The organism is Nonomuraea diastatica, from assembly GCF_004349015.1.
Classification (GTDB): domain Bacteria; phylum Actinomycetota; class Actinomycetes; order Streptosporangiales; family Streptosporangiaceae; genus Nonomuraea; species Nonomuraea diastatica.
This window is the reverse complement of sequence record NZ_SMKP01000003.1, coordinates 103179-117306: the sequence shown is the minus strand read 5'-3', so window position 1 is coordinate 117306 and position 14128 is coordinate 103179. Positions and strand designations below refer to the sequence as shown.

13 protein-coding genes are annotated in these 14128 nt (G+C 71.3%); 7 read left to right on the top strand and 6 right to left on the bottom strand.

Going from position 1 to position 14128, the window contains the following annotated elements; genetic code table 11:
• Positions 1 to 19 precede the first annotated feature (19 nt).
• Positions 20 to 673, bottom strand: a complete 654-nt coding sequence (locus E1294_RS01770) for a maleylpyruvate isomerase family mycothiol-dependent enzyme (protein WP_132503843.1) — start codon at positions 671 to 673, stop codon at positions 20 to 22.
• A gap of 269 nt (positions 674 to 942) precedes the next feature.
• On the opposite strand from E1294_RS01770, the gene E1294_RS01765 reads away from it, so the two are divergent.
• The 4 genes from E1294_RS01765 (at position 943) to E1294_RS01755 (ending at position 6865) form a co-directional block, all read left to right on the top strand.
• Positions 943 to 2139 carry a cytochrome P450 gene (locus E1294_RS01765; RefSeq protein WP_132503842.1) on the top strand — a complete coding sequence of 399 codons (1197 nt, stop codon included), beginning with the start codon at positions 943 to 945 and terminating at the stop codon, positions 2137 to 2139.
• Between the two features lie 58 nt (positions 2140 to 2197).
• Positions 2198 to 5428: an ATP-binding protein gene (locus E1294_RS01760; protein WP_132503841.1), complete on the top strand. Its 3231-nt coding sequence runs from the start codon at positions 2198 to 2200 to the stop codon at positions 5426 to 5428.
• A gap of 163 nt (positions 5429 to 5591) precedes the next feature.
• A complete protein-coding gene (locus E1294_RS57010) occupies positions 5592 to 5726 on the top strand; it encodes a hypothetical protein (RefSeq protein ID WP_281284350.1) in 135 nt (44 codons plus the stop codon).
• Positions 5726 to 6865 (top strand): methyltransferase domain-containing protein, encoded by a 1140-nt coding sequence (locus tag E1294_RS01755; protein ID WP_165977030.1) that lies wholly within the window; start codon positions 5726 to 5728, stop codon positions 6863 to 6865. Before E1294_RS57010 ends, E1294_RS01755 begins: the two co-directional genes overlap by 1 nt.
• Positions 6866 to 7055: 190 nt before the next feature.
• Here E1294_RS01755 and E1294_RS01750 read toward each other — a convergent pair whose 3' ends face one another.
• From E1294_RS01750 to E1294_RS01735, 4 genes are all read right to left on the bottom strand, one after another.
• Positions 7056 to 7898, bottom strand: a complete 843-nt coding sequence (locus E1294_RS01750) for an ABC transporter permease (protein WP_132503839.1) — start codon at positions 7896 to 7898, stop codon at positions 7056 to 7058.
• Entirely contained in the window at positions 7895 to 8881 is a 987-nt protein-coding gene (locus E1294_RS01745; RefSeq protein ID WP_132503838.1) for an ATP-binding cassette domain-containing protein, read from the bottom strand. The genes E1294_RS01750 and E1294_RS01745 overlap by 4 nt, the downstream gene beginning before the upstream one ends.
• 21 nt (positions 8882 to 8902) lie before the next feature.
• Positions 8903 to 9472, bottom strand: coding sequence for an NADPH-dependent FMN reductase (locus tag E1294_RS01740; protein ID WP_132503837.1), 570 nt, complete (start codon positions 9470 to 9472; stop codon positions 8903 to 8905).
• Positions 9473 to 9581: 109 nt separating this feature from the next.
• Positions 9582 to 9911, bottom strand: a complete 330-nt coding sequence (locus E1294_RS01735) for a winged helix-turn-helix domain-containing protein (protein ID WP_132503836.1) — start codon at positions 9909 to 9911, stop codon at positions 9582 to 9584.
• A 176-nt stretch (positions 9912 to 10087) separates the two neighbouring features.
• Here E1294_RS01735 and cpt point away from each other — a divergent pair, with 176 nt between their 5' ends.
• Positions 10088 to 10621 carry a chloramphenicol phosphotransferase CPT gene (gene cpt / locus E1294_RS01730; RefSeq protein WP_132503835.1) on the top strand — a complete coding sequence of 178 codons (534 nt, stop codon included), beginning with the start codon at positions 10088 to 10090 and terminating at the stop codon, positions 10619 to 10621.
• Between the two features lie 190 nt (positions 10622 to 10811).
• Entirely contained in the window at positions 10812 to 12212 is a 1401-nt protein-coding gene (locus E1294_RS01725) for a PLL family lectin (protein ID WP_132503834.1), read from the top strand.
• A 40-nt stretch (positions 12213 to 12252) separates the two neighbouring features.
• Here the strand turns inward: E1294_RS01725 and E1294_RS01720 are convergent, their stop codons facing one another.
• Positions 12253 to 13587: a lipase family protein gene (locus E1294_RS01720; protein WP_132503833.1), complete on the bottom strand. Its 1335-nt coding sequence runs from the start codon at positions 13585 to 13587 to the stop codon at positions 12253 to 12255.
• Between the two features lie 214 nt (positions 13588 to 13801).
• Here E1294_RS01720 and E1294_RS01715 point away from each other — a divergent pair, with 214 nt between their 5' ends.
• Positions 13802 to 14050, top strand: coding sequence for a hypothetical protein (locus tag E1294_RS01715; protein ID WP_132503832.1), 249 nt, complete (start codon positions 13802 to 13804; stop codon positions 14048 to 14050).
• The last annotated feature ends 78 nt before the right edge of the window (positions 14051 to 14128 follow it).

Sequence of the window (14128 nt, the reverse complement as noted above, 5' to 3'; positions counted from 1 at the left end):
CGGTCACCCGGGGGCAGGTTCACGCGGGACCGCAGCGCTCGCGCAGGGTCGCGACGCCGTCGCCGTCGAGTTCGTCGCAGCAGGCGGCGCGCCCGGTCATCGCCATCACCAGGGCCAGCGTGGTGCCGGAGACGAGCGGCCCGGAGCCGGTCGCGAAAGGACCGTCGGTCGCGGCCAGCCGCAGGCCGCCGATCCGCCCCTTGGCCAGGACGACGAGATCGGAGCCCTGGTAGTAGCGCGCCAGGCGGGTGAGCGTACCGATCGGGTGGTCGCGGCGGATGCCCAGCGGACGCCGGATGTCCTCGCCGTGCACGACCGTCTCGCCGAGTATCGCGATGGCGGGGAGCGGCGGCGAGGTCGTGCTCGTGACGGCGCGCCGGAAGCCGTCGAGCGTGTCCTCCGGGGTCGTGCCCAGGTGCTCGGCCAGCCGCATGGCCACCTGCTTGTCGAAGTCGAACCGGCAGCGGATCACGCCCGCCAGCCACCGCAGGGGAGTGAGGCTCGCGGAGGACGTGAGGTGGGCGAGCACCTCGCGCACGGTCAGCCCGGCGCACAACGACGGCGTCGCCCACTGCTCGGCGGTCAGATCCGCCAGGTCGGCCGCGAGGGCCGCCCGCTCGGCGTGGATCAGCGGCCAGACGTCTTTGCCCTGCGGACGGACCTGCTCTGTCATCTGGGGTGTTCTCCTGCTGTGGGTGCGGGTCTGCCGGAGACCGGCTCGTACGGAGAGAAGACTCCCGGACGCGGACGAAATCATCGCTTTCAGGAAATCTCGGGCCATCGCATGACTGCCACTCGGGGCAAAAGGGATTGTAGGTGTGAAACGCACATTTCACCGTCCGGCGTAGGGAGAACATTTACGTATATGCGTAAGATCGCTCTGGAGGGTGCCCGCCGGGGTTGTTACGGTTCTCGCGATACCGCGACTATCCAGGGGGTTTCATGGGCGAGTCCTCGACGGTCCCGCTGCACATGCGGCGGGTGGCGTTCGATCCAGCGCCGGAGCTGACGGTCGCGCGCGACGACGAGCGGGTCAAGCGCATCACGACGGCGTTCGGCGACGAAGCGTGGCTCGTGACCCGCTACGCGGACGTACGCGAGGTGCTGGGCGACTCCGAGCGGTTCAAGATCGCGCCGCAGGGCATCGCGCGGCTGCCCGGGTCGCCGAAGATGACCGAGGAGCAGCGGGCCAAGGTGCGCGCGGGCAACCTGCTCGGCGTCGACCCGCCCGAGCACACCCGGCTGCGCAGGATGCTCACCGCCGAGTTCACCATCCGCCGCATGCGCCGGCTCGAACCGCGGATCAAGCGCATCGTGGACGACCACCTCGACGCCATGGAGGCCGCCGGCGCGCCCGCCGACCTGGTGTCGTCGTTCGCGCTGCCGATCCCGTCGCTGGTGATCTGCGAGCTGCTCGGTGTCCCGTACGAGGACCGCGAGACCTTCCAGCACCGCACCAGCAGGATGCTGGACATGACGGTGCCGGGCGAGGAGCGGCTGCGCATGCAGTTCGAGCAGCGCGCCTACATGGAGCAGCTGGTCGCCCGCATCCAGGCCGACCCTGGCGAGGAACTGCTCGGCATGCTGGTCCGCGAGCACCCCGACGACCTGACAACCGACGAGCTCGTCGGCATCGGCGGTCTGCTGCTGTTCGCCGGGCACGAGACCACCTCCAACATGCTCTCCCTCGGCACGCTCGCCCTGCTGCGTCATCCCGACCAGCTCGACCTGCTGCGCAAGGAACCCGAGCGCATCGACGCCGCCGTCGAGGAGCTGCTGCGCTGGCTCAGCATCGTGCACTCCGGCACCACCAAGATCACGACGACCGAGGTCGAGATCGGCGGCCAGACCATAGGGCCGGACGAGCTGGTGATCTGCTCGCTGCCCTCCGCCAACCGCGACCCCGGGCTGATGTCCGACGCCGACACGTTCGACATCACGCGCGGCGCGCCCGGCCACCTCGCCTTCGGCCACGGCGTGCACCACTGCCTCGGCGCCCCGCTGGCCCGCATGGAGATGCGCATCGCCTTCCCCGCCCTGCTCCAGCGCTTCCCCGAGCTGCGCGTCGCCGACTCGGGCACGAACTTTCGCTCCTTCAGCGTCGTGTACGGCATGACCGCGCTGGAGGTCGCCTGGTAAGCGGGCCCTTCACCGGCCACAGGAAAATGTCGGCCCGGCCGGATACCGTGCAAGCGTCATGTCCCGGGACATCACGGCGCACGAGCTGATAGGCAGGGAGCACCCCGCCGGGCTGCTGCGTGCCGAGATCTCCAGGGCGATCGGCAGCCACGGCGGCTTGGTGCTGGTCACCGGCGAGGCGGGCATCGGCAAGACCGCGCTCGTCACCAGCGCGGCCGACGAGGCCAGGCGGCAGGGCGCGCTGGTCGTCGGCGGCGCCTGCTGGGATTCCGCCAGCGCGCCCGGCTACTGGCCGTGGGTTCAGGTCATCAGGGCGCTGCGGCGGGTCGCCGACCCGCAGGAGTGGGCGGCGGCCGAGGAGGCCGCGGGCGGCAGCCTGGCCACGCTGCTCGGCGAGGCGCAGGGCAGCCAGACCCCCGACGGCTTCCGGCTCTACGACGCGGTCACCTCCGCCCTGGTCGCGCTGACCCAGCGGCGCCCAGTGGTGATCGTCATCGACGACCTCCACGTGGCCGACCCGGCCTCGCTGCGGCTGCTGGAGTTCGCGGCGCAGCAGACGTGGTTCGAGCGGCTGCTGCTGATCGGCACCTACCGCGACGCCGAGGTCGAGCCGGTCGACCATCCGCTGCGCGACCTGCTGTCCCCGCTCGTCGCCAGGGCCACCACCATCACGCTGACCGGGCTCGACCTGGCGGGCGTCCAGTCGCTCATGGCCCGCACCGCCGGCCACGAGCCGCCGGCCGACCTGGCCGCGGAGGTCCACCTGCGCACCGGCGGCAACCCGTTCTTCGTCGAGCAGACCGCCCGGCTGTGGCGCAGCGGCGGCTCGGCCGGCGCCGTCGCGCCCGGCGTGCGCGACGCGCTGCTGCGCCGGCTGTCGCTGCTGCCCCGGACCGTGTCCGAGCTGCTGCCCGCCGCGGCCGTGCTCGGCAACGAGTTCCACCGCCAGGTGCTCGCCGCCGTCGTCGCCGCCCCCGTGGCCCACATCGACCGGCTGCTGGAGCTGGCCGTGGTGGCCAGGCTCGTGGTGACCAAGGGCGGCGGCGTGTTCGCTTTCGCCCACGACCTGGTGCGCGAGACGCTCTACGACTCGCTCGACGACCCGCGCGACCTGCACGGCGCGGTCGTCGCCGCCCTCGACGGCTCGCCCGGCCTGGCGGACAGGCTGCTCCCGAGCGACCGGGCGAGGCACGCCTGGCTCGCCGGCGACCGCGTCGACGCGGAGCGGGCGATCGACCTCACGCTCGCCGCCGCCCGCGAGGCGAGGAGCCGGCTGGCGGGCGAGGAGCAGCTCGGCCACCTGCGCCGGGCCTATGACCTGAGCGCCACAGCCGATCCGCGCAGGCGCACCATGATCGCCCTCGACCTGGGCGGAGAGCTCGCCCACCTCGGCGAGCGCGACGAGGCCCGGCGGCTCTTCGACGAGGCCGCCGCGCTCGCCCGCGGCCTCGACGGCCCCGAGCCGCTCGCCCGCGTCGCGCTCACGCTCCACGCCCACTACGGTCTCGACCAGGCCCTCGACCTGCTCAGAGCGGCACACGCCAGACTCGTCGGCGGCTCGGTGCCCGACGACCGGCTCGCCCTCGACCTGATCTTCCACCTCGCCTCCCACGCCAGGCAGGGCGGCGACGACGAGGCGCTGACGTTCAGCCTGTGGGCTCAGCACGACATCATCTGGGGCCCCGGCACGGCGGGTGAGCGGGTGGCTCTGACCGGCGAGCTGATCGGCGTGGCCCGGCGCACCAACGACTCCGAGCTCGAGCACTTCGCCACCGCACTGCGCTGGGTCGCCATGATCGAGCAGGGCGACCCCCGCTACCTCGACCATTTCCACGACTACGCCGCGCGCAGCCGGCGCAGCGGGCAGTCAAACCTCGCCATGACCGCCGACATCGACGCCGGCATCCTCGCGGCCCTCGCCGGCCGCTTCGCCGAAGCCGAGTCGCTGCTGCCCGAGATCCGGGCGGTGTCCCACCACGAGCACTTCACGTCCATGGTCAACCACCACCTCTGGGCGCTCCGGTCGCTGCAGGGCCGCGTCGCGGAGCAGCAGCAGGTGCTCCACGACCTCAGAGGCGGCGAGCACCCGTGCGTCGCGGTGCTGGAGGCACTGACCGCCCTGCAGGCCGGCGATCTCGACCTGGCGCTTCGCCACTACGCCGACGGTGAGCCGCGCGAGCGCATGGCCAGGCCGCTGTGGCTGCGCTTCCAGGCGCAGATCGCCGCGGCCACCCGCGACCCCGAGCTGTGCGCGCAGGCCAGGGCCTCGCTGGAGCCGCACCGGGGGCGATGGGCCGTGTCGCTGTTCGGCTGGGACATCAGCGGGCCCTACGATCTCTGGCTGGCCATGGTCGACGCCGCGGAAGGGCGGTGGGTCGCCGCCGTCGAGGGGTTCACGGGAGCCTGGCGCTCCGCCGACCTGATGCAGGCGCGGCCATGGTCGGTTCTCGCCCGCGCCCGCCTGGCCGAGACCCTCCTGGCACGGGGCGCGCCCGGCGACGCGAACGCCGCCGGCGACCTGCTCGGTGCGGTGCGCGAGGAGGCCGCCGAGCTGGGCATGCACCACGTCCTCGACCCCGCCGACCCCGCGGGCCACCCGGCCGCCGCAACCGGCACCCCGAGATCGCCGCACCACGCCTGGCCGACCGGCGACCACGGTCGACGTGCCGCCCACCCACCCGGAAACGCCATGAAGCCGGCCATCGCCGTGGAGCCCGAAGGCGTCACGGCGGCCGGTGCGGACGGCGGGGAGTTCAGGAAGGAAGGGGCGGTCTGGTCGCTGCGTTTCGCGGGGCGGGCCGCCCACGTGCCCGACGCCAAGGGCCTGCGCGACCTGCACACGCTGCTGAGCCGCCCCGGCGACGACGTGCCCGCCGTGCACCTGCTCGACCCGGAGGGCGGCGAGGTCGTGGTGGCGGCCCGCCGGATGGGCGGCGACGACGTGCTCGACGAAGCGGCCAAGATCAGTTACCGCCGCCGCCTGGCCCAGCTCGACGAGGAGATCGACCGCGCTGTCGAGCTGGGCGACGACCGGCGGGCGGCCGAGTCCGACCGGGAGCGAGCCGCGTTGCTGGAGGAGTTGCGGGCCGCGGCCGGTCTGGGCGGGCGCACGCGGCGGCTGGGCGACGAGGCGGAGCGGGCTCGCAAGACCGTCACCGCACGGATCCGCGACACGCTGCGCAAGCTCGACCACGCCCACCCTGAGCTGGCCGCCCACCTGCGCGCCACCGTCTCGACGGGCTCCACCTGCCGCTACCAACCGCACGACGCCATCCCGTGGCGCCTCTGAACACCACCCCCGGCCGCGACGATCGGCGGGAAGGTTCCGGGCGCGGATAGGCCGTGGCAAGGAGCGCCTTGACGTGCAGACCGAGCCGCATACCGCCCTTGTTCACGCCGGTTCGTGATCGTACGATCACAGCATGTGCTCGCGGTGAAGGGAGAACACCGAGATGGGCAAGCACAAGGACCCCAGCAGCCCCAAAGATCAGCCGTTCAAGGCCGACCCCAGCAAGGCCACGCCCGACGGCCACCGCAAACCGAAGGGGAAGCACACGGACGACAAGGGCAAGGGCGGCAAGAACTAGTGGAGGCCGTCGCCCGGCACGTCGAGCGTCTGGTCGAGCACGTCGGCGGCTTCGACGACATCCAGGGTTTCGTCCTCGATGCGATCCGCGCCGTGCCTCGCCATCTGTTCATTCCTGATGTGGCGCTGGCCGCGCCCGGCGATTCCGAGCAGCCGTTCGTCATCGACCGCGAGGCCGACCCCGGCACCTGGTGGGACACGGTCTACTCCCACTGTCCCATCGTCACTCAGCTCGACGACGGTGCCACCGGCATCAGGGCGGGGGCGGGTGAATACACCTCCTCATCGTCCGCGCCGAGCACGGTCGCGCATCTGCTGCAGCTTCTCGATCCGGAGCCGGACGACAGGGTGCTGGAGGTGGGTGCCGGCACGGGCTGGACCGCGGCGCTGCTCGCTCACCTGACCGGTCCGTACGGCAGCGTGACGACGATCGAAATCGACGAGGTCGTGGCGGAACGTGCGGCCAAGAATCTCGCCGCGGCCGACGCGCACGCGCGTGTGGTCACCGGAGAGGGGGCGAACGGCTTCCCGGAGGGGGCGCCCTTCAATCGGGTCCACGTCACCTGTGGCGTGCGCACGATTCCCTACCCGTGGATCGAGCAGTGCCGCCCGGGAGGGGTCATTGTCGCCCCCTACTGCCCGGGATTCGGCGACGACCATGCGCTGCGGCTGGTGAGGAGGCCGGACGGCACCGCGACGGGCCGTTTTCCCGGTCACGCCTCCTACATGATGATGCGCTCCCAGCGGCCGGCGCCGTGCGCCGCCGATGACGGCAGTGGTCTGAGCCGCCCCACGGAGGTGCACCCGCGGACCATCGGGCTCGCACCGCCCGGCGCGGATCTGGCCATGGCGGCCATCACCGGCCTGTATGCGCACGTCTCCCGTGAGGAGCACAGATTCCTGACGTACGTGGTCGACCCGGCCGATCCCGGCCGGTGGGCGGTCGCCGTCCATCGGCGCGGCGAAGCCGAGCACACCGTCTACCAGCTGGGCGACCGCCCGCTGTGGGATGAGGTGACCGAGGCCTACTTCCGGTGGGTCGGCTGGGGCGAGCCAGGACGCGATCGGTTCGGGATGACGGTGACCCGGGACGGGCAGCACATCTGGCTGGACTCCCCCGATCACGTGATCGGGGGATAGAATGCCCGGACCCTCCTGGATCGGGCCTGCTCCGTGGTCACCCATTCTGATCGTCAGGTGCGATACTGCCGTGGTGGTACGCCGCACCGGCCCTGTTCCGGTTTCCGCCGTGATCGCCGTACTCGACGTGACCACCGCACGTACGCCCAACGCGTCGTAGGAAGAGCCCTTCGCACCCGGCCGTACCCGCTTACTTGCGGTTGTAGAGCCGCATCGTCAGCGTGCCGAACACGGCGATGAGCAGCACGGACGCCACCAGGACCCATGTGAGCTCTCCCAGGTCGGGCGTGCCCGCCATCAGCGACCGTACGGACGCCACCAGGTGGGTGATCGGGTTGGCGTTCACGAACACCTGCAGCCATTCCGGCATCGTGGCCGGCTGGACGTACACGTTGCTCAGGAAGGTCAGCGGCATCAACACCAGCATGCTGATCCCCATCACCGACTTCTCGCTGCGCAGCATCAGCCCGAACATCGTCCAGATCCACGAGAACGCGAACGAGAAGGCGAGCAGCAGCAGGATCCCGCCCACCACTCCGGCGAGACCGCCCTGCGGGCGGAAGCCGAGCACCAGCCCCACCAGAAGGATGACCGTCGAGGCCATCGTGTAGCGCAGGATGTCGCCCAGCAGATAACCGATCATGGTGGACGGGCGCCAGATGGGCAGGGTGCGGAAGCGGTCGAAGACGCCCTTCTCGATGTCCTTGTTGACCTCCACGCCGGTGTACATGGTGATCATCACGACGCTGGTCACCATGATGCCCGGCAGCAGGTACTGCAGATATTCAGTAGGGGAGCCGGCCAGCGCGCCGCCGAACAGGTAGGTGAACATCAGCGTCATCATGAGCGGGAACGCGGTCACGTCGAACAGCTGCTCGGGCACGTGTTTGATCTTCAGCATGGCCCGCCAGCCGAACGTCATGGACGCCGACCACGCGCTCGGCCGCGGCGGTTTCGCCCCCGGAGCCAGTACGGTGCCGAGGACCTCGGACGCGGGCGCGTAGGTGGTGGTGGTCTCGGTGGCGGTGCTCATGCTGCCTCCTCGGTGGCGGGGTGGTCGGTGAGGGCGAGGAAGACCTCGTCCAGGCTGGGCTGGCCGAGGGAGAAGTCGTCGACGACGATGCCGGTCTCGGCGAGGCGGGCGAGGGCGCGCGAGGCCTGCTCGGCGGCGGCCGCCTCGCGTCCGTTTCCAGCGCTGCGTCCAGTGATGCGTGCTGTGAGCGCCACCGGGTCCGCGTCGAGGTAGACGGTCGCGTCCAGCGCCTCGGCCAGCACACGCTCGGCGTCGGGCCGGGTGGCCGGGTCGCGCAGCCTTACGTGGACCGCGCCCGCGCCGACGGAGGACTTCAGCTCTCCTGGCGTGCCCTCGGCGATGAGCTTGCCCTGGTCGATGACCGCGATGCGGTTCGCCAGCCGGTCGGCCTCCTCCAGGTATTGCGTGGTGAGCAGCACGGTGGTGCCGTGGGCGACGACGATGCGGACGATGTCCCAGACCTGGTTGCGGCTGCGCGGGTCGAGGCCGGTCGTGGGCTCGTCGAGGAAGAGCAGCTCGGGTGTGTTGAGGATGCTGGCGGCGATGTCGATGCGCCGCCGCATGCCACCGGAGTACGTCTTGACCTGCCGTCCTGCGGCCTCCGTCAACCCGAAGGCCTCCAGCAGTTGCGCCGCCCGCTCCTTGGCGGCCGGTTTGCGGTGGCCGAGGAGGCGGCCGAGCAGGATCAGGTTTTCTGCGCCGGTCATCTCCTCGTCAACGGAGGCGTACTGGCCGGTCAGGCTCACCCGGCTGCGTACGGCGTCGGCCTCGCGCACCACGTCGTGCCCGAACACGGTCGCCTCACCGCCGTCGGGTCGCAGCAGCGTGGCCAGCATGCGTACCGCCGTGGTCTTGCCCGCGCCGTTGGGGCCCAGCACGCCGTACACGGCGCCGGCCGGCACCGCGAGGTCGAGGCCGTCCACGGCGCGCGTGTCGCCGAAGACCTTGACCAGGCCGGAGGTCTGTATCGCCAGATCAGCCATGGTGTTCCTTTCTTGCTGTGTTCACGAGACGTACGGCTGGTCGCGCCTGCCCTGGCGCAGGGTCCTGCCCCACCAGGTGAGCTGGTCGAGCATGGCTCCGACGGCCCGGAGGCGGTCGTCGGTGTCACGCGGCACCCGGTCGTCGAAGTCGCCGCCGAGCAGATCGAGACCTACCCAGTCGCGCATGGTCACCGCGTGGAGGGCGCAGAAGACCGTGCGGAGCTGCTCGACGGCGTAGAGGCCGGCGGAGCCCGAGCCGTAGGACACGAACCCGACCGGCTTGGCCTGCCACTCGTCGTAGGCGAAGTCGATCGCCTGTTTGAGCGGGGCGGGGAAGCTGCGGTTGTACTCGGGGGTGACGACGACGAACGCGTCCGCGGCGCCGATGGCGTCGGCGAAGCGGCACATGGCGGGCGTCGCCTGCGCCGGATAGCGCGCGGGGAACGCGTAGCCGGCCAGGTCGAGCACTTCGACGGCGAGCTCCTCGCGGCGGCGGGCCCGCTGGGCGAACCAGTGGGCGACCGCGTCGCAGACGCGGCCCGCCCGGGTGCTGCCGATGATGACCGCGACCCGCAGCGGGGTGCTCGCCATGGTGCCGTCTCCTTGCCGCGCCCTGTCCTTCACCCTTCAGGCGCTAGGCGGGCCGCTAGATCGGATCTAGCGGGGCGGGCACGGCCCGGCGGAGCCGGCAACGGCGACGTCAGCCGGCGGGCCTGATGGTGTAGCCGACCCCGCGCACGGTGTGGATCATCGGCTGGCGCCGGGCGTCGACCTTGCGGCGCAAGTACGAGATGTACAGCTCGACGACGTTCCCCTGGCCGCCGAAGTCGTAAGCCCACACCCGGTTGAGGATCCGCGCCTTGCTGAGCACCCGCCCGGGATGGTGCATGAGGAGCCTGAGCAGCTCGAACTCGGTGGGCGACAGTTTGATCTCCACGCCTGCCCGTCGTACCTCGCGGGTTCTCTGGTCGAGCGTGAGGTCGCCGACCACGAGCGCGGGCCGGCTTACGGCCTCCGACTGCACGTGCATGCTCGTGACGATGGCGGCCGTGGATGAGAGTTCGATGATGACGCTTTGGGAATCCGCTGTGAAACCGGTCGTGTCGCGGGTGGTCCGCTTGCCGGCGCGGTTGACCGGGGCACGGTCCGCCGTACTGCCCCGAAATGAGGTTTCAGAGTCGCTGCGTGACGTTCTAGTGTGGCGTCGTGACCACTCAAGTGATCTTGCTGAATGGTGGGTCCAGTTCGGGGAAGTCCGGCATCGTCCGATGCCTGCAGGCGATCCTTCCGGGCCCGTGGCTGGCTCTCGGCGTCGACACCATGGTCGACGCGATGCCCGCTTCCCTGCGGGCGTCGGAGTCCGGGATCGCGTTTGCTCCGGACGGTGCTGTGAACGTCGGACCGGACTTCATGGCTCTGGACGCGGCGTGGACGGAGGGGGTCGCCGCCATGGCCCGTGCGGGTGCCCGGATCGTCATCGACGACGTCTTCCTCGGTGGAGCGGCATCTCAGGAGCGATGGCGGAAGGCTCTCGCCGGGCTGGACGTGTTGTGGGTGGGCGTCAGGTGCGAGAGCGCGGTCGCGGTCGGCCGCGAGATCGCCAGGGGAGACCGGCCCCAGGGAATGGCCGCTCTGCAGGCGGAGGTGGTCCACCAGGGCGTGACCTATGACCTGGAGGTCGACACCACCCGCACCGAGTCCCTGGACTGCGCGCGGATCATCGCTGCCCGCGTCGGCTGAACAGGGCGCCTGAAAAGGGCACCGCCGACGACCTCGCCGCGGCGGCCGGTCGGGAGGTTCCAGGCCGCGGCGGGCGGCCCTAGGGAGACACGGATAGCCCCAGAGTGATCGAGTTGTTACTCATAGTTACTATGGGTCGGGTTGGTGCACGTATGCAGCGTGCAGCCGCGGATCACTCCAGGGGGCTGAAATGACCGATGACACCCGGGCCGAGAAGATAGAGATCGACGCTGAGGAGACGGCGGTGGGCGGCGAGGCCACGCTGCTGCACTCCCAGGACGACCCGGCGGCCTCGGCGGCGGTCGACGAGGCGGTGGCGTCAGAGCTGCTGGAAGACGCCTCCGCCCGCACCGCGGCCGAGGCCAGGCGGGAGAGCGAGAGCCAGATCGCCGCACTCGCCGCTCACGATCAGGAGCGCGTACGCGGGCTCCAGCGCGACCTGAGCGCCATGGGCGCGGCGGTCTGGCCGGTGGCCAGGTGGTGGGGTTTCGAGATCCACCTCAACGAGAGCGCGGCGCTGCTGGCCTCCGAGATCGCGCAACCGGCCGGGGAGATCTCGGGCGCGGTGCTGGGCTCCTGGCTCGCCCGGATCGTCGAGCGCTCGGTGCGGGACAAAGCCGTCTGGATCGCCTCGGCCGCCCGGCCGTACGGGGTGCGGCTGGTCTCGCCGTGGACCGCGCCCGCCATGCTCGTCCCCGCCCGCGAGGATGACAGGCCCGGCGGCGACGCCCAGCTCTACTGGGCGATGCACGAGCCGGAGGAGGGGTGGAGCGACGACCAGCCGTTCGTCGACCACTTCAGCGTGTCGGGGCCGGCCCTCGCGGAGTTCCAGGACCGCCTCTACCTGGCGCACCGCGGCGGCGACGGCGACTCCAGCCTGTGGTGGACGGTCTACGACGCCGAGGAGGGCTGGAGCGAGGACCAGCGGTTCCCCGACCACTTCAGCGACGCGGGGCCGGCGCTGGCCGCGTACGACGGGGAGCTCCACTGCGTGCACCGGGGCAGCGGTGACGACGCGTCGTTGTGGTGGACCCGCTGGGACGGCACCCGCTGGACCCCCGACCAGAAGCTGCCCGACCACGCCGGCTCCGCCGCTCCCGCGCTGGCCGCGTACGACGGGGAGCTCCACTGCGTGCACCGGGGCAGCGGTGACGACGCGTCGTTGTGGTGGACGCGGTGGGACGGGTCCGCATGGAGTCCCGGCAGGCGGCTGCCCGGCCACTCCAGCCGGTCGAACCCGGCGCTGGCCGTCTACCAGGGCCACCTCTACTGCGTGCACCGCGGGGCCGGCGAGGACTCGTCGTTGTGGTGGACGCGCTGGGACGGCGCCGAGTGGAGCCCTGACCAGAAGCTGCCCCGCCACCACGCCGCGGAGGGCCCGTCGCTGACCGTCTACAAGGACCGGCTCTACTGCGTGCACCGCGGGGACGCCGACCAGAGCCTCTGGTGGACCAGTTTCAACGGCTCCGGCTGGAGCATCGACCAGCGGCTGCCCGGCCACGACAGCGGCGATGCCCCGGCCGTCATCGCCTACCGCGACAAGAACGCCACCCGCGACCAGCTCATGTGCGTGCACAGGGGTCGTCGCTGAAACGCCGGGTGCCGGCCCGAGCCGGCACCCGGTGCGCGGGTCACCACCCCGCGAGCTGCTCCAGGAACCACTCGACCAGGGTCGGGGACACGCTGCTGTGCGCCGAGTTGCCGAGGTCGCAGCAGAACGCGTCCAGGAACGTCTCGTCCTTGGGCAGGTCGCTGAGGTCGCGGTAGAGCTCGGCCGGCCACTGGAAGGGGTCACTGGCCAGGGCGACCGCGCTGACCACGGGGACGAAGCAGCCGGCGCGCAGGGCGTTGTCGATCGGCAGGCCCATCGCGTCGGCGACCCGGCCCCACGAGTCGAGCGTGCCGCCCGGAGCGCCGTCGAACGCGGCCACGTGGCTGGTGGCGCTCGTCCACACCGGCCCGCCGAACCGTACCGTGCCGACGTTCTGCAGCTCGCCCATGTCCGGCTGGATCCTGGCGGTGAGCTGCAGGGAGTCGTGGCGCAGGTCGTAGACCGGCGTGCCCGGTGGCAGGACGGGGCCAGTGCCGTTGCCGATGCCGTTGGCCAGGCCCAGCTTGTACGGGCGCATCGGGAACCAGCCGACCCGGCGCAGGTCGTCGAGGAAGTCGGTGCGCAGCGTGCTGGCGGTGGTGACCGGGCCCGAGTAGGTCTCGTTCTCGACCCAGGCCCACAGCAGCTGCTGCGCGGCCGGGCTGCGGATCAGGTCGGCCTGGCCCGGCCCGTCGGAGGCCGGCTGGATCGACTCGTGCAGGTAGGCCAGCTGCTGGAGGACCAGCGGGATCCAGGCGCCGAGGTGCGGTGTGTCGTAGGAGAAGTACTTGTCCGTCTGGTGGTCGAGGCGCTCGCTCTCCATGCGCGCCAGCGCGTACCTGGTGATCATGCCGCCCATGCTGACGCCGCCGACGACCAGCGGATCGTCGCCTCGCCGCTCCTCGATGGCGCGCAGGACGCAGGTGACGGCCACGGCGGCGTTGGCCTGGATGTAGGTGTGCCGCTCGTCGAAGCCGAGCAGCACCACGTCGATGCCCATCATCCTGAGCTGGTCGAGGAACCCGGGGACGTTCTCCTGGTAGGGGGCGTTGAGGTGCAGCCAGAGTGCGTCGAGGTCGCTCGGCCCGTGGTTGAAGCCGTCGGCGATGATCAGCGGCCGCGACAGCGCCGTGTGCCCCTCCGCCAGGTGCACGGCGGCCCGGCCGGTGGCTGTGTGACCTTGGTACGGCTTGTCGCCCACCAGGTCCCAGACGAGGTCGGCCCTGGGCGCCTGGCCGTCGCGCGCAGGCGGCGTGGCGAACCAGACTCCCTGACGCCCGAGCGCGTCCGCGATGCGCTGGACCTGGTCAGCGGAGAGAGTGCCCTCGATCCCCTGTGCCTTGGTCTCGACGTCGATTCTCGGTTCCTGGGACATGTGCTCGATCCTCTCGCTCAAAGCGAAGCCCGCTGGGGCCACTGGCCTCACCCTACGGTCACTCTTGGTGATATATCGAGCACATAAGGTAGTGGCGCGACTTATCCGTAGCTCCCCGGGTTTCACCTCCTCCAGCGGGGTAAGCGCACTGCTGAGGCCGGAGCCGGGCACATGTGCGGCGACGGCCGCCAAGCACTGTCGGCGAGGAGCCGCGATGTCACTCATCGATCCGGAATGCGTCCGTCAACTGCTGGACTCGCGCCATCAGGACGCCACGCTCGTCTACGTCCGCGGCGACTGCGTCGTGCTCCCGGCCGCCGAGGTGGACGACGCCCACCGGGGCCTGGTCATCGCCAGCCGCGACGAGGTGGCGGCCCAGTTCCCTGAGGGCGGCCCGACCGACCAGACGTTGGAGGCCGTCGCGACCCGGCTGGACAACATCGTCAGAGACCTGGGCGCCTGACGCCGACATGCCCGCCCGCCTCCCAGGAAGCGGACGGGCTCCGGGAGGCGGACGGGCACCGGGCAGCGGGCACGGCGC

Bases quoted from the DNA above. Each gene is read 5' to 3' on its own strand.
- E1294_RS01770 (WP_132503843.1), bottom strand. From the start codon at position 673: ATGACAGAGCAGGTCCGTCCGCAGGGCAAAGACGTCTGGCCGCTGATC.
- E1294_RS01765 (WP_132503842.1), top strand. From the start codon at position 943: ATGGGCGAGTCCTCGACGGTCCCGCTGCACATGCGGCGGGTGGCGTTC.
- E1294_RS01760 (WP_132503841.1), top strand. From the start codon at position 2,198: ATGTCCCGGGACATCACGGCGCACGAGCTGATAGGCAGGGAGCACCCC.
- E1294_RS57010 (WP_281284350.1), top strand. From the start codon at position 5,592: ATGGGCAAGCACAAGGACCCCAGCAGCCCCAAAGATCAGCCGTTCAAG.
- E1294_RS01750 (WP_132503839.1), bottom strand. From the start codon at position 7,898: ATGAGCACCGCCACCGAGACCACCACCACCTACGCGCCCGCGTCCGAG.
- E1294_RS01745 (WP_132503838.1), bottom strand. From the start codon at position 8,881: ATGGCTGATCTGGCGATACAGACCTCCGGCCTGGTCAAGGTCTTCGGC.
- E1294_RS01740 (WP_132503837.1), bottom strand. From the start codon at position 9,472: ATGGCGAGCACCCCGCTGCGGGTCGCGGTCATCATCGGCAGCACCCGG.
- E1294_RS01735 (WP_132503836.1), bottom strand. From the start codon at position 9,911: ATGCACGTGCAGTCGGAGGCCGTAAGCCGGCCCGCGCTCGTGGTCGGC.
- E1294_RS01725 (WP_132503834.1), top strand. From the start codon at position 10,812: ATGACCGATGACACCCGGGCCGAGAAGATAGAGATCGACGCTGAGGAG.
- E1294_RS01720 (WP_132503833.1), bottom strand. From the start codon at position 13,587: ATGTCCCAGGAACCGAGAATCGACGTCGAGACCAAGGCACAGGGGATC.
- E1294_RS01715 (WP_132503832.1), top strand. From the start codon at position 13,802: ATGTCACTCATCGATCCGGAATGCGTCCGTCAACTGCTGGACTCGCGC.